This is a genomic window from Pseudomonas sp. AC112 (genome assembly GCF_979253545.1).
Genome location: NZ_CEEDCM010000001.1, coordinates 492,345 through 505,048 on the forward strand (window position 1 = coordinate 492,345; position 12,704 = coordinate 505,048).

The following is a 12,704-nucleotide window of genomic DNA, read 5'->3' on the forward strand; positions in this document are numbered from 1 at the left end:
GGAACCTGTGAGGGTTCCGCCCTTTTTTATGCTGCCTGGACTGACGCCATCGCTAGCAAGCCAGCTCCTACACAGGGGGAGCGTTTCGTCAGTGGCGTTCGAGGGCGTTCACGAGGTCGTGGAAAGCTTCGCGGTTGGACTCGTTGAGGCCCATCAGGATCTTGTGCGCTTCCAGCACCTTGACCCGAACGACTTCTTCGGACTGGTCTTGCGAAGGCAGGTCGGTCAGGCATTCCGGGCACGGAATCGGGCGGTCAACGATGTTGAACACCTGGTCGAAGCCCATGGACTGCAACAGACGGGTGATGTCTTCGTGGGTGGTGACCACAGTCGGCAACAGGCCAACCTTCTGCCGAGACAGAATGGACAATTTGGCCAGCAAGCCAAGGGTGGTGCTATCGATGCTGCGGGTTTCGGTCAGATCGATCACGATCGCCGAGAAGTTCAGCGCTGTGAAGATCCGCTCAATCGTCGCATCCAGCGCCGAACACAAGGTCAGGCGCACTTCACCGACAAATTTCAGGACGAAGGTCCCGTCTTGCTCGGCGAATTGGATTCTTCCGGTACTCATCAAAGATTCCTGCTCAACACCAATAGGGCGATATCATCCGGCATCTCCCCCAGCGTGGCCAATCCAAAAACCTGCCGCAGGCCATCCAGGCTGCCGCCCGCCGACTTGACCTTTTGGGGCAAGGCGGCTTCTTTCTCTTTGAGTGTAGGCTCTGGAAGCAGGTCCAGGATGCCGTCTGACATCAGCGTGAGGCTGAACGTCGGCGGCAGTTCCAGGATGTGGTCTTCGTAGGTGGCTTCATTGAACAAGCCCACCGGCAGACCACGCCCTTCCAGGTAACGCACACTGTCTGGAGTGTATAAAACCGGCATCGGCAGGTGACCGCCGATGCTGTAGGTCAAAAGACCGGTTTCTTCATCAATAACGCCGCCGACCATCGTCACGTGCTTGCCCAGCTTGCAGCTGATCAGGCCCCGGTTGATGTGGCCCAGCACCTCGGAGGGGGTGAACTCCGGCAAGGTGCCATTGCGTTTGGATTCGAACAACAACCGTGTGGTCATGAACTTCAACAACACGGTGACAAAAGCCGAAGAAGCGCCGTGGCCGGATACGTCGGCCAGGTAGAACGCCACCCGGCGCTCATCAACGCGGAAATAGTCGACAAAATCACCCGACAGGTACAGCGACGGGATGATCTGGTGCGCAAACTTGAATTCGTCGATGGTCCACGGGCTGACCGGCAACATGTTCATCTGCACCTGGCGACCGGCATTCTGGTCTTCCTGGAGCAGGTTCAGACTGGCTTCGAGTTCGCGGTTGGCGGTTTCGAGTTTTTCGCGGTAGCGCTGGTTCTCGACCAGCAAGCGGGCCCGGTCCAGCGCGCGGCGCACCGAGTGCTCCAGCACGGCCAGGTCTTCCAGGGGCTTGATAAGGTAGTCGGCAGCGCCCAGGCGCAGGGCCTCGACGGCATCGTTCATCACGCCAGCACCGGACACGACAATCACCGGCGTCTGTGGCGCACGCTCGGTCACCTGGCGAATCAGCTCCAGGCCGCCCATCTGGGGCATGCGCAGGTCGCAGATCACTAGGTCGGGCTGGTCGCGCTCGAACACCTGGAGACCCTGTTGGCCATTACTGGCCTGCAGGACGCTGAAGCCACTGTCTTCCAAATAGGCCGCGAGGCTCGCGCGCACTACTTCGTCGTCATCGATTATCAGCAGCGTGGCACTGGTTTTTTGCATGTGGGCAAACGGCGCCAGAATTAGGTTGGCGTAGGCGGCTCGGCAATGGCCGGGCTCACGTACTGGATTCGCTTTCTAGCCTCTCTGTCCTACAAAGCATTGGGATATGGCCCATGCACAAAGGTAAAGCAGAGGTGCCCTTCTAAGGCGCAGACGGTACTCCCATCCGTGAGGGGTTTCAAGCTCATGCCGATGGTCGCCGGGCGTCTTTACATCGCAAATCACCGGGAGTTATAAGAACAGGCACGACCACAACACAAAGTAAGGATGAAGCCCATGAGCGAACACGAGCGCGACTACGCCGAAAAACGCGATTTCATCCGCATGCGTGTGGATGCGGATGTGTCTTTGATCCATGCAGGCCAGGAGATCGCTGGGGTTTGCGTAGACCTGTCCAGCTCCGGCATGCAGGTGCAGGCGCCTCGCCAGTTCAACGTAGGCGACCTGTTGACTGTGCGCATCGATTCGGAGCACGCCGCCCTCAAGGGCCTGGAGGCAGACACCGAAGTGGTTTGGGCCAAAGCCACCGGTGAAGACCAGCACCTGGGCCTCAAAATCCTGAAAATGCGCTGAACACCGCGTACGAAAAAGGCGACCGCTGAGGGTCGCCTTTTTTCATTTCAAAACGTCACGGCTTAAAAGTCGTCGACGACCTTGCCGTCCTTGACCTTGAACTCGCGGTTCTGCAGGTAAGCGTTACGAATGAAGGTGTACTTGTCACCGGTGATCAGCTTCTCGCTGTCGAGCAGGCTGGCACGGGTGTCAACGATATTCAGGCCGAAGGTGCTGTTGCGCCAGCCGATGTCGTTCATGTAGCGGTACGGTTGGGTGTAGCTGTCCACGTACTTGGACGGCGCATCACGCAGGGTGCTCGGGCCCAGCAAAGGCAGCATTACGTATGGACCGCTGCCTACGCCCCAGTAGCCAAGGGTCTGGCCGAAGTCTTCATCGCTGCGCTGCAGCCCCATTTTGGTGCCGACATCGATAAAGCCCAGCACGCCGAACGTGGTGTTGACCAGCAAACGGGCCGTGTCTACACCGGCCTTTTCGGGCTTGAGCTGCAGCACATTGTTGGCCAGGTTGCCCACATCACCGATGTTGCGGAAGAAGTTGTGAACGCCATCCTGAACGAATTGCGGGGTCACGAACTGATAACCCTGGGCCAGTGGCTTGAGGGCATAGGTATCAACGGTGTCGTTGAAGGTGAAGATCGGGCGGTTGACGCTTTCCCATGGATCGTCTTCCGATGCAGCCTGTGCGGCGAAAGGCGCCAGCAGGACAGTGGCACACACTGACAGCTGAGCGAAGTAGTGGCTCCAGCGCATAGCTTTTGCTCCTTGAATGGTCTGTCATGGGCGCTATGCCCTGAATAAGGCGGTCAGTATATGACGGAAGTCGCCAATTAGGCAGCAACTAGGAAACGTCAGACCCAAAATGGACAAAAATCCTACAATTAACAATCCTGTCATCGGCTTGTCATCCCGATTCGATAGCGTTAACGCTATTTCAGGGATGTCGACATGCCTCACGCCGAGATAGCCATCGCCAGCGCTCCCGCCTTGACCGCCGTTCTGTTTGGCCTGAGTGGCTGCCTGGTGGACTTCGGTTCCAGGGCACGCAGCGATTCCCCCTCACCCGACTCCCAAGCCACCCCGGGGGCGCTGAAGATCCTGCGCAGCCTCAAGGAACAAGGCGTGCCCTGCGCCTGGCTGGATGAACTCCCCCCCGCCGTCACCACTCCGCTGGCCACCACCCTGCCTGACTGGGTCAAGGCCACCCCGCCCTCCTCCATTCGCTGGCCCGCGCCCCACGCTTGCTGGCAAGCCTTGATGGCACTGAATATCGAACGCCTCGAAGGCTGCGTCTTGATCAGTGGCGAACCGCGCCTGCTGCAATCCGGGCTCAATGCCGGGTTGTGGACCATCGGCCTGGCCTCCTGCGGCTCACTGTGCGGCATGGCACCCGAGCAATGGCAGGCACTGACCGAACAGGAACGCGAATTCAAGCGCGGCAAGGCCACCCTCGCGCTGTACGCGCTGGGCGTGCACTCGGTGATCGATCACCTGGGCGAACTCGGCACGTGCCTGGCCGACATCAGCCTGCGCAAGCTCAAAGGCGAGAAGCCCTGACACGGATCATGCACGGTCGGCGCCAGTGGATTAATCTACAGGTCAGCCCGTAGACCTTTCTCGGCGTGCCGCGGTCTATGCCAGTGCCTATCGATAAAAGGAAACACGTCATGCCTGATCGCAAAAAACTGGAAGAACAGGTCGAAATCCTGCGCGGGCAGTTGGAACAGGAACCGCCGCTGTCGGAAGAGAAACGTGAAGCGCTGGAGGCCTTGATTGCCAAGTTTGAATTACAACTTGAACTTGAACCGGCGACCCAGACGCCCAGTATTTCCGACGATGTGAATCAAGCGGCCATCGAGTTCGATGCCGAACATCCGGTCATTTCCGGGACATTGCGCAATATCATGAACACGCTGGGCAGCATGGGGATCTAATACAGTCCCCCGCCCAGCACAGAAGCAAAATGTGGGAGCTGGCTTGCCATCTCCCACATTTGATTTGCGGAATAGCTACTGGCGAGCCAGCCGCACATTCTGGAACGCCACATCCTCAGTACTGCGATACGGGTTGATATCCAACCCGCCCCGCCGCACATACCGCGCGTACACCGTCAATGTCTCCGGCTTCAGCAAGCGCTGCAGGTCCAGGAAGATGCGCTCCACGCACTGCTCATGGAAGTCCGAGTGCTGGCGAAAGCTCACGATATATTCCAGCAGGCTGGCGTGATCCAGCGCGTGGCCACGGTAATGCACCACCACGCTGCCCCAGTCCGGCTGGCTGGTCACCGGGCAGTTGGATTTGAGCAGGTGGCTATGCACGCTCTCCTCGACAACGCGTGAGTTATCGCAACGCAGCAGTTCCGGGCGCGGGTGCTCGTAGTTGCTGACACTGATATCCAGCTCATCGATGCACACACCGGGCAGCGCCATTACGCCTTCAGCTTCGATTTCAGCCAACGTGCGGATACGCACGCTCACAGGCGCACCGGCAGCGGCGCTGAGGTCGGTGCGCAAGGTCGCTTCCAGGCTTGCCGTATCGGCAAACGCGGTCTGGTTCAGTGAGTTGAGGTACAGCTTGAACGACTTCGACTCGATGATGTTCGGCGAGTCGGCCGGGATGCTGAATTCGCCGATGGCCACCACCGGCTTGCCCGACGGCAACAGCCAGGACAGTTCGAAGCAGTTCCAGAAATCCACGCCCTTGTAAGGCAGGGTATCGGCGCTCAGGCCCAGCTCGGCCCACTTGGCGGCACGCGGGATCGGGAACAGCAACGACGGTGTGTAGGTGGAGATGTATTCACTGGACTTGCCCAGCGGCGAATGTTCGGCTGCGGGATGCATGGCGGAAACCTGGCTAAATAAACCGCGCCAGTCTACCAGCCTTTGCCCCCACGCCTAAGCGCCAGCGGATCAATCGACGTTAAGCGTGCCGACCATGCCTGCCTGGTAATGCCCTGGAAGGTTGCAGGCAAACTCCAGGCCTGTGGCCTTGGTGAACGTCCAGGTCAGTTCGGCGGTTTTGCCGGGTTCGACCAACACGCTATTGGGATCGTCGTGCTTCATCGCACCATGGCCCATGGCACTGTGGTCCATCTTACCCATGCCAGTGGAGGTGAGCATGCCGCTGGCCTGCATCTGCAGCATTTCCTTCTGGTGCTCGGCATGCATCGCCGCGTCGCCCAGGTTGAATTCGTGCAATAACTGGCCTTTGTTGACGAGCACAAAGCGCACTGTCTCACCGGCTTTCACGTCAATGGACTTGGGCGAAAAGGCAATGTCCTGCAGCGTCACTTCTACGGTCCGCGTGGCCTTGCTGGCGGGCGCAGCTTCGCCGAACGCGTAGGTGTGTGCCGCATCGGCCATGGCATCAAAACTCAACGCCAGCAGGCAACCCGCGAGCAACAGGGGTGTACGCAATGCCATCTCTTCTCTCCAAAAATATCTGACTGACCTGGGGCACACTCTAAGATTGCGCCGCTGCCAGCCAGCTGACTGCTAGATTACAACTTTGTCAGGTAGTCCCCCTGCCCTGGCACCCAAGGTATAAAGCCGTCGTCACCCGTTGCCAAGAGCTGCCCATGAAACTGCTGATCGTCGAAGACCAACTCAAAACCGGCCAATACCTGCGCCAGGGCCTGACGGAGGCGGGTTTTACCACCGAACTGGTGGCCGACGGCACCGGCGGCCAGCACCTGGCACTGACCGGCGACTACGACCTGTTGATCCTTGATGTGATGCTGCCAGGCCGTGATGGCTGGCAGATCCTCCAGGCCGTGCGCACTGCCGGCCTGGACGTCCCGGTGCTGTTCCTGACCGCCCGCGACGCCGTGGAAGACCGTGTACACGGCCTGGAGCTGGGCGCCGACGACTACCTGGTCAAACCCTTCGCCTTTTCCGAACTCTTGGCACGCGTGCGCAGCCTGTTGCGCCGTGGCAGCAGCACACCGCAGGAAACCGCGCTGCAACTCGCCGACCTGCGCCTGGACCTGATCCGTCGCCGTGTCGAGCGGGACGGCCAGCGCATCGACCTGACCGCCAAGGAGTTCGCCCTGCTCGAACTGCTGCTGCGCCGCCAAGGCGAAGTGCTGCCCAAATCGCTGATCGCCTCCCAGGTGTGGGACATGAACTTCGACAGCGACACCAACATTATCGAAGTGGCGATTCGCCGCCTGCGTCTGAAAGTCGACGACAACTTCCCGAATAAACTGATCCACACCGTACGCGGCATGGGTTATGTGCTGGAGGAGCGCGTCAATTGATCAAGCGCCTGTCCCTGGCCAGCCGCCTGGCGCTGCTGTTCGCAGCCTGCACAGCGGTGGTGTCGCTGATCGCGGGCGTGCTGTTCAACCGGGCCAGCGAGGCCCACTTCATTGAGTTGGACCAGCAACAACTCGACAGCAAGCTGGTAAACCTGCGCAGCACCTTGCAGGGTGTCGACTCGCCACAAGTGTTCGCGCAACGTGAAGCCCAGCTGCGCGCCGAGCTCAATCGCCAACCTGACCTGGCGCTGCGCATCACCGCCCAAGGCCAACTTTGGTTCGACGGTGCGCCCGGCGTCAATCTGCCCACCGCACCCGGGCTTCACAGCCTGCAAAACGCCGGCACCGACTACCGGGTCTACAACGCGCCGTTGCGGGCAAGCCAAGCAGACTCGCCACAGCTGACGCTGGTGCTGGATATCACCCACCACCAGCACTTCCTGCAGCGCATGCAGCACCTGATCTGGCTCACCGTCGGCCTGTCAGCCCTGGCCACCGCCCTGCTCGGCGCCTGGGCCGCCCGCAGTGGCTTGCGACCATTGCGACGCATGGGGGAAGTGGCCGCGAGTGTGTCGGCCCACTCCTTGACCCAGCGCCTGCCCCAGCAACACATGCCAGTGGAACTGGCCGAACTGGCCCAAACCTTCAACGCCATGCTTGGCCGCCTGGACGATGCCTTCCAACGCCTTTCGGCCTTCTCCGCCGACATCGCCCACGAACTGCGCACGCCGTTGTCGAACCTGCTGACCCAGACCCAGGTGATCCTCACCCAGCCACGCCCGCTGGAGGATTACCGCGAGGCGCTGCACAGCAACCTGGAAGAGCTGCAATGGATGGCGCAGTTGGTCAATGACATGCTCTATCTGGCCAAGGCGGATCATGGGTTGCTGATGCCCAAGCGCGAGCCTTTGGCGCTGGCCGATGAAGTCGATGCGTTGCTGGAGTTTTTTGCGTTGTTGGCGGAAGACGCCCAAGTCAGCCTGGTGCGCGAAGGCACGGCCCACACGATGGGTGATCGCGGCATGTTGCGCCGCGCATTGTCGAACCTGCTTGATAACGCCCTGCGGTTTACCCCGCCGGGCGGTGAAGTGCGGGTACGCATGCAGGACGGCGTGACCCTCACGGTCGAGAACACCGGCGAAGGTGTTCCCGCGCAGTTGTTGCCGAGGTTGTTCGATCGGTTCTACCGGGCGGACCCGGCTCGGCATGAAGGCAGCAGCGAGCATGCGGGGCTGGGGTTGGCAATTACCCAGTCGATTGTGCGGGCGCATGGGGGGAGGATTTATTGCGAGTCTGGGACGGGGTGGACACGATTTGTGATTGAGTTGCCCGGTTAAGCGCCATCGCCGGCAAGCCGGCTCCTACAGGTAACACGCAATCCAATGCAGGAGCCGGCTTGCCGGCGATAGCGGCCTAAAGGCTTACGAATATCTCAGGGCATGCGCCGGCTCAATCTTCGCCGCCCGATACGCCGGGTAAATCGTCGCGAGAAAGCTCAACACAAACCCGGCCGTGCAGATCAGCAGCACATCCCCGCCCTGCAGCTCCGAAGGCAGGTTGCTGACAAAATACACATCCGAACTGAAGATATGCTGCCCGGTGACCCGCTCGACCCAGCCCACCAGCTCACTCACGTTCAGCGCCGCAATCACGCCCAGGATGCCGCCGATCAAGGTGCCAACCACACCAATCACCGTGCCCTGCACCATGAAAATCGCCATGATCTGCCGTGGCGTGGCGCCGATGGTGCGCAGGATCGCGATGTCCGCACCCTTGTCGTTCACCACCATGATCAAGGTCGCGATGATGTTGAACGCGGCCACGGCGACGATCATCAGCAACAGCAGGCCGATCATGGTCTTTTCCATCTTCATCGCGCTGAACAGGCTGCCCTGGGTGTGGGTCCAGTCATCAGGCTTGTAGCCCGTGCCCAGGCTGGCGGCGATGTCCGCCGAGACCTTGGGCGCCGCGTACAGGTCTTTCACCGCCAGGCGCACGCTTTGCACCTGGTTCGGCTGCCAATGCTGGATCTCTGCGGCGTCGGCCATGTGGATCATGGCCATGGAGCCATCCAGCTCGGCGCCGACCTTGAAGATGCCGACCACGTTCAGGCGCTGCATGCGCGGGGTGATGCCACCCGGCGCGGTGCTGATTTCCGGCACGATCAGGGTCAGCTTGTCGCCCACATTCAGGCGGAAGCGCCGGGCCGTGATTTCGCCGACCACCACGCCGAACTCGCCGGGTTTCAAGTCATCCAGTTTGCCGCGCACGATGTGCTGGGCCACGATCGACACCTTGCCTTCCTGCGCCGGGTCGATACCGCTGATCTCAATCGGCTGCATGGCGCCCTTGTAGGAGAACATGCCGTCCATCTGTGTGAAGGGTACGGCGGCGGTCACCTGCGGATTCTTCATCGCGGCGGCGGCCACGGGCTGCCAGTCGTCGATCGGGTTCACGCCAACGATGGTCGCGTGCGGCACCATGCCGAGAATGCGCGAGCTCATTTCGCGCTGGAAGCCATTCATCACCGACAACACCACGATCATCGCCAACACGCCCAGGGCGAGGCCGATCATCGAGGTCATCGAGATAAACGAGACAAAACGGTTGCGGCGCTTGGCGCGGGTATAGCGCGTGCCGATAAAAATCGATAACGGTCTGAACATTCGCGTGCACCGCCTGAAAAAATGAAAAACCCGGCGCTTGAAGCACCGGGCTTGAAACGGGTCAGATGGCGACCAGATGACCTTCCTGCAGGTGCAGCACGCGGTCCATCTGGCGGGCCATGCTCATGTCATGGGTCACCACCAGGAATGCGGTGCGCATCTGGGTGCTCAGCTCCAGCATCAAATCCTTGATGCCCTGGGCGGTGTGGGAGTCGAGGTTGCCGGTCGGCTCATCGAGCATCACCAGCCCTGGGTTGTTCACCAGGGCACGGGCAATCGCCACACGCTGGCGCTCGCCCCCGGACAGTTCCGCCGGCTTGTGCTCCAGGCGATGGCCGAGGCCGACGCGCTCCAGCAGTGCTTTAGCGCGCTGGCGGGCTTCCGGGATCGCGGTCTTGCCGATCAGCAGCGGCATGCACACGTTTTCCAGGGCGGTGAACTCCGGCAACAGGTGGTGGAATTGGTACACAAAACCCAGCGAACGGTTACGCAGTTGACCGCGAGCCTTTTCACCGAGGGCCGACAGCTCCTCACCGGCCAGCCACACGCTGCCCTGGGACGGCGTATCAAGGCCGCCCAGCAGGTTCAGCAAGGTACTTTTGCCGGAACCGGAACTGCCGACGATCGCCACGCGCTCGCCCGGGTGCAGCTCAAGTTGCAGGTTGGACAGCACCACCACCGACTCCGGGCCTTCCTCGTAGGATTTGCCCAGGTCGCGGCAGCTCAGGATTGCTTTTTCACTCATGCCCGATTCACTCATAACGTAAGGCCTGTGCTGGCTGGGTACGTGCCGCGCGCCAGGCTGGATACAGGGTGGCAAGGAAACTCAGGACCAACGCAGCGCCTCCTACCATCAACACGTCCTGGGCCTGAACCTGGGACGGCAAGTAGTCGATGAAGTAGACGTCGGCGTTGAGAAACTTGTGGCCGATCAGGGTTTCGAGGCCGGCGATGGCAGCACTGACGTTCAGCGCAGCCAGAATGCCCACCGCCGTGCCGATCAAGGTGCCGACTACGCCGATCACGGTACCCTGCACCATGAAGATCGCCATGATCTGCCCCGGCGTGGCGCCGAGGGTACGCAGGATGGCGATATCGCCCTTCTTGTCGTTCACCACCATCACCAGCGTGGAGATGATGTTGAAGGCGGCCACGGCGACGATCAGCAGCAATAGCAGGCCAATCATGGCTTTTTCCATGCGGATGGCCTGGTAGAGGTTGCCGTGGGTACGGGTCCAGTCGCGGGCGTAGTACTGGGACTCGCCCAGGTGCTGGGCGATTTCCCAGGCGCCGCGCGGTGCGTCGAACAGGTCGTTGAACTTCAGGCGCAGGCCCTGCACCTGGTCCGGCTGCCAGCGATGCAGGCGGGCCAGGTCGGTGAGGTTGGTCAGGCCGAGGTAGCCGTCGATCTCGCCGGCGCCGACGTGGAAGGTGCCCACCACGGTGAAGCGCTTCATGCGCGGGAACATGCCGGCCGGGGTCACGGTGACTTCCGGCGCGACGAAGGTCAGCTTGTCGCCGAGGCCCACGCCGAGCTTGGCCGCGGCCTTGTCGCCGATGATGATGCCGAAACTGCCGGGCGCCAGGTCGTCAAGTTTGCCTTGCAGCATGAACTTGTCGATGATCGAGACGTTGCGCTCCTGGGCCGGGTCGATGGCATTGAGCAGGATCTTCTGCACCTTGCCGTCATTGGTCAGCAACCCCTGCATCTGAGTAAAAGGCGCAACGGCCAGCACCTTGGGGTTCTGCTTGACCTTGTCGGCCAGGCTTTGCCAGTCACTGATGGGCGCATCGCCCTCGATGGTCGCGTGGGGCACCATGCCCAGCACGCGGGTGCGCATTTCATGATCGAAGCCATTCATCACCGACAGCACCACGATCATCACGACCACGCCCAAGGCGAGCCCGATCATCGAGGTGAGGGAAATGAACGACACAAAATGATTGCGGCGCTTTGCACGGGTATAACGCGTGCCGATAAATACGAAGAGAGGTCTGAACATGTCGGGGCTTGTTCGGAGGAAAAGAAGACGTCCCGGTGGCGGGGTCTGGTAAGCAGCTTTACACTCAGACCATTACCGTTACCTGGGGTTCGCCATGTCGACATTAGATGAAGAAGAGCGCCGCGAATACTACCGTATCGACGACATGATCGCACTCCAAATCAAAAGCCTGTCTGCCCCCGAAGCAGCGAGCAAGGAAGTGTTGCTGGATGATTCACCGCTATTCAATCTGCTCAGCGAACTGCACCTGAGCGAATTCGAAGCCCAGCACCTGCTGCGCCAACTCAGTGAGAAGGACCGCACCCTCGCCGCCTTCCTGCGTGTGCAGAACAAACGCCTGGACCTGCTCAGCCAGATCATGGCGCGCGGCCTGCTGGATGAGGTCGGCGCACCGCAGCCGGTGATCATTTCCGAAGGCGGCATCGACTTCCAACACCCCACGCCCCTGCCGGCCGGCGCCCACCTGGCGGTCAAGCTGGTGCTGATGCCCCAGGCGCTCGGCCTGCTGCTGCGCGCGCGGGTCACCCATTGCGACCCCAAGGGCGGAGGCTTTGACGTCGGCACCGAATTCGAATCCATGACCGACGCCCAACGCCAACTGCTGGCGCGCTACATCCTGCAGAAACAGGCCCAGGAGCGGCGCCTGGCGCGGGAACAGAGCGACGCCCAAGACACCTGAACTCTCGAATTCACCCTGCCGGACGACCTGGCATAAAGGAGCAACTGTGACCCTGATCTACGGCCACCGCGGTGCCAAAGGCGAAGCACCGGAAAACACCCTGACCAGCTTCCAGGAGTGCCTCAAGCACGGCGTACGCCGCTGCGAACTGGATTTGCACCTGTCCATGGACGGCGAGCTGATGGTCATCCACGACCCGACCCTCAAGCGCACCGCCGACCGACGCGGCAAAGTCGTCGAGTACTCGGCGGCCGACCTGGTGAAGATGGACGCGCGCAAAGGCGGCCCGGGCTGGGTCAAGCCGTGCCCGATCCCGCGCTTGGAGGAGCTGTTCGAAACGTGCGATTTCGATCACTGGCAGTTGGAAGTCAAAAGCGCTTCGCGCACCCGCGCCGCCACCACCGTGCTGGCGATCCGCGAAATGGCCGTGCGCTTTGGCCTGATGGACAAAGTCACCGTCACCTCAAGTTCGCGGGAAGTATTGAAAGCAGCGGTTGAGCTCACACCCGACTTGTCACGCGGGCTGGTCGCCGAATACGCCTGGCTCGACCCGCTGAAAGTCGCGCAGAACTATGGCTGTGAGATTCTGGCGTTGAACTGGACGTTGTGCACCCCTGAGCGACTGGAAAAAGCCCAGCGCCAGGGCTTGCACGTGTCCGTGTGGACCGTCAACGAACCCGCGCTGATGCGCAGGCTCGCCGACTTCGGCGTAGATAGCCTGATTACAGACTTTCCCGGTTTGGCCACTGCCACTCTCGGGAATTACTGAAATCG

At 61.0% G+C, this 12,704-nt stretch carries 15 protein-coding genes; 7 read left to right on the plus strand and 8 right to left on the minus strand.

Annotation, left to right across the window (positions count from 1 at the left end; all coding sequences use genetic code 11):
- Nucleotides 1-88 precede the first annotated feature (88 nt).
- Nucleotides 89-571, minus strand: a complete 483-nt coding sequence (gene rssC, locus AC0IYN_RS02405; protein ID WP_003172602.1) for an anti-sigma factor antagonist RssC — start codon at nucleotides 569-571, stop codon at nucleotides 89-91.
- Nucleotides 571-1,752 carry a two-component system response regulator RssB gene (rssB, locus tag AC0IYN_RS02410; protein WP_025856971.1) on the minus strand — a complete coding sequence of 394 codons (1,182 nt, stop codon included), beginning with the start codon at nucleotides 1,750-1,752 and terminating at the stop codon, nucleotides 571-573. Before rssB ends, rssC begins: the two co-directional genes overlap by 1 nt.
- A gap of 276 nt (nucleotides 1,753-2,028) precedes the next feature.
- Here rssB and AC0IYN_RS02415 point away from each other — a divergent pair, with 276 nt between their 5' ends.
- Nucleotides 2,029-2,325, plus strand: a complete 297-nt coding sequence (locus tag AC0IYN_RS02415; protein WP_065882199.1) for a PilZ domain-containing protein — start codon at nucleotides 2,029-2,031, stop codon at nucleotides 2,323-2,325.
- A gap of 62 nt (nucleotides 2,326-2,387) precedes the next feature.
- Here AC0IYN_RS02415 and AC0IYN_RS02420 read toward each other — a convergent pair whose 3' ends face one another.
- Nucleotides 2,388-3,077: an MlaA family lipoprotein gene (locus tag AC0IYN_RS02420; RefSeq protein WP_068936084.1), complete on the minus strand. Its 690-nt coding sequence runs from the start codon at nucleotides 3,075-3,077 to the stop codon at nucleotides 2,388-2,390.
- Nucleotides 3,078-3,272: 195 nt separating this feature from the next.
- Here AC0IYN_RS02420 and AC0IYN_RS02425 point away from each other — a divergent pair, with 195 nt between their 5' ends.
- Entirely contained in the window at nucleotides 3,273-3,881 is a 609-nt protein-coding gene (locus tag AC0IYN_RS02425; protein WP_406599109.1) for an HAD family phosphatase, read from the plus strand.
- A gap of 110 nt (nucleotides 3,882-3,991) precedes the next feature.
- Entirely contained in the window at nucleotides 3,992-4,258 is a 267-nt protein-coding gene (locus AC0IYN_RS02430; RefSeq protein WP_034102566.1) for a DUF4404 family protein, read from the plus strand.
- A 75-nt stretch (nucleotides 4,259-4,333) separates the two neighbouring features.
- Here AC0IYN_RS02430 and queF read toward each other — a convergent pair whose 3' ends face one another.
- Nucleotides 4,334-5,164 carry an NADPH-dependent 7-cyano-7-deazaguanine reductase QueF gene (gene queF, locus AC0IYN_RS02435; protein WP_457267981.1) on the minus strand — a complete coding sequence of 277 codons (831 nt, stop codon included), beginning with the start codon at nucleotides 5,162-5,164 and terminating at the stop codon, nucleotides 4,334-4,336.
- Nucleotides 5,165-5,233: 69 nt separating this feature from the next.
- Nucleotides 5,234-5,746, minus strand: a complete 513-nt coding sequence (gene copI, locus AC0IYN_RS02440; RefSeq protein ID WP_457238377.1) for a copper-resistant cuproprotein CopI — start codon at nucleotides 5,744-5,746, stop codon at nucleotides 5,234-5,236.
- A 155-nt stretch (nucleotides 5,747-5,901) separates the two neighbouring features.
- Between copI and AC0IYN_RS02445 the strand changes: the two genes are divergently transcribed.
- Nucleotides 5,902-6,582, plus strand: a complete 681-nt coding sequence (locus AC0IYN_RS02445; protein ID WP_406599112.1) for a heavy metal response regulator transcription factor — start codon at nucleotides 5,902-5,904, stop codon at nucleotides 6,580-6,582.
- Entirely contained in the window at nucleotides 6,579-7,919 is a 1,341-nt protein-coding gene (locus AC0IYN_RS02450; RefSeq protein WP_457238379.1) for a heavy metal sensor histidine kinase, read from the plus strand. Before AC0IYN_RS02445 ends, AC0IYN_RS02450 begins: the two co-directional genes overlap by 4 nt.
- Before the next feature lie 84 nt (nucleotides 7,920-8,003).
- Here the strand turns inward: AC0IYN_RS02450 and AC0IYN_RS02455 are convergent, their stop codons facing one another.
- The 3 genes from AC0IYN_RS02455 to AC0IYN_RS02465 all read right to left on the minus strand — a co-directional run bounded on the left by AC0IYN_RS02455 (nucleotide 8,004) and on the right by AC0IYN_RS02465 (nucleotide 11,251).
- Nucleotides 8,004-9,248 (minus strand): lipoprotein-releasing ABC transporter permease subunit, encoded by a 1,245-nt coding sequence (locus AC0IYN_RS02455; RefSeq protein ID WP_457238380.1) that lies wholly within the window; start codon nucleotides 9,246-9,248, stop codon nucleotides 8,004-8,006.
- 61 nt (nucleotides 9,249-9,309) lie between these two features.
- A complete protein-coding gene (lolD, locus tag AC0IYN_RS02460; RefSeq protein WP_020372622.1) occupies nucleotides 9,310-9,993 on the minus strand; it encodes a lipoprotein-releasing ABC transporter ATP-binding protein LolD in 684 nt (227 codons plus the stop codon).
- A 7-nt stretch (nucleotides 9,994-10,000) separates the two neighbouring features.
- Complete coding sequence (locus AC0IYN_RS02465) at nucleotides 10,001-11,251, minus strand: lipoprotein-releasing ABC transporter permease subunit (RefSeq protein WP_078047438.1); 1,251 nt, start codon at nucleotides 11,249-11,251, stop codon at nucleotides 10,001-10,003.
- 94 nt (nucleotides 11,252-11,345) lie between these two features.
- On the opposite strand from AC0IYN_RS02465, the gene AC0IYN_RS02470 reads away from it, so the two are divergent.
- Entirely contained in the window at nucleotides 11,346-11,930 is a 585-nt protein-coding gene (locus tag AC0IYN_RS02470) for a PilZ domain-containing protein (RefSeq protein ID WP_078047437.1), read from the plus strand.
- 46 nt (nucleotides 11,931-11,976) lie between these two features.
- Nucleotides 11,977-12,699, plus strand: coding sequence for a glycerophosphodiester phosphodiesterase (locus AC0IYN_RS02475; protein WP_025856983.1), 723 nt, complete (start codon nucleotides 11,977-11,979; stop codon nucleotides 12,697-12,699).
- Nucleotides 12,700-12,704 lie beyond the last annotated feature (5 nt).

Excerpts from the sequence above, each read along its gene's own strand:
- lolD (WP_020372622.1), bottom strand. The coding sequence starts at position 9,993 with ATGAGTGAAAAAGCAATCCTGAGCTGCCGCGACCTGGGCAAATCCTAC.
- copI (WP_457238377.1), bottom strand. The coding sequence starts at position 5,746 with ATGGCATTGCGTACACCCCTGTTGCTCGCGGGTTGCCTGCTGGCGTTG.
- AC0IYN_RS02420 (WP_068936084.1), bottom strand. The coding sequence starts at position 3,077 with ATGCGCTGGAGCCACTACTTCGCTCAGCTGTCAGTGTGTGCCACTGTC.
- AC0IYN_RS02445 (WP_406599112.1), top strand. The coding sequence starts at position 5,902 with ATGAAACTGCTGATCGTCGAAGACCAACTCAAAACCGGCCAATACCTG.
- AC0IYN_RS02430 (WP_034102566.1), top strand. The coding sequence starts at position 3,992 with ATGCCTGATCGCAAAAAACTGGAAGAACAGGTCGAAATCCTGCGCGGG.
- AC0IYN_RS02455 (WP_457238380.1), bottom strand. The coding sequence starts at position 9,248 with ATGTTCAGACCGTTATCGATTTTTATCGGCACGCGCTATACCCGCGCC.
- AC0IYN_RS02470 (WP_078047437.1), top strand. The coding sequence starts at position 11,346 with ATGTCGACATTAGATGAAGAAGAGCGCCGCGAATACTACCGTATCGAC.
- rssB (WP_025856971.1), bottom strand. The coding sequence starts at position 1,752 with ATGCAAAAAACCAGTGCCACGCTGCTGATAATCGATGACGACGAAGTA.
- queF (WP_457267981.1), bottom strand. The coding sequence starts at position 5,164 with ATGCATCCCGCAGCCGAACATTCGCCGCTGGGCAAGTCCAGTGAATAC.
- AC0IYN_RS02425 (WP_406599109.1), top strand. The coding sequence starts at position 3,273 with ATGCCTCACGCCGAGATAGCCATCGCCAGCGCTCCCGCCTTGACCGCC.
- AC0IYN_RS02415 (WP_065882199.1), top strand. The coding sequence starts at position 2,029 with ATGAGCGAACACGAGCGCGACTACGCCGAAAAACGCGATTTCATCCGC.
- rssC (WP_003172602.1), bottom strand. The coding sequence starts at position 571 with ATGAGTACCGGAAGAATCCAATTCGCCGAGCAAGACGGGACCTTCGTC.
- AC0IYN_RS02465 (WP_078047438.1), bottom strand. The coding sequence starts at position 11,251 with ATGTTCAGACCTCTCTTCGTATTTATCGGCACGCGTTATACCCGTGCA.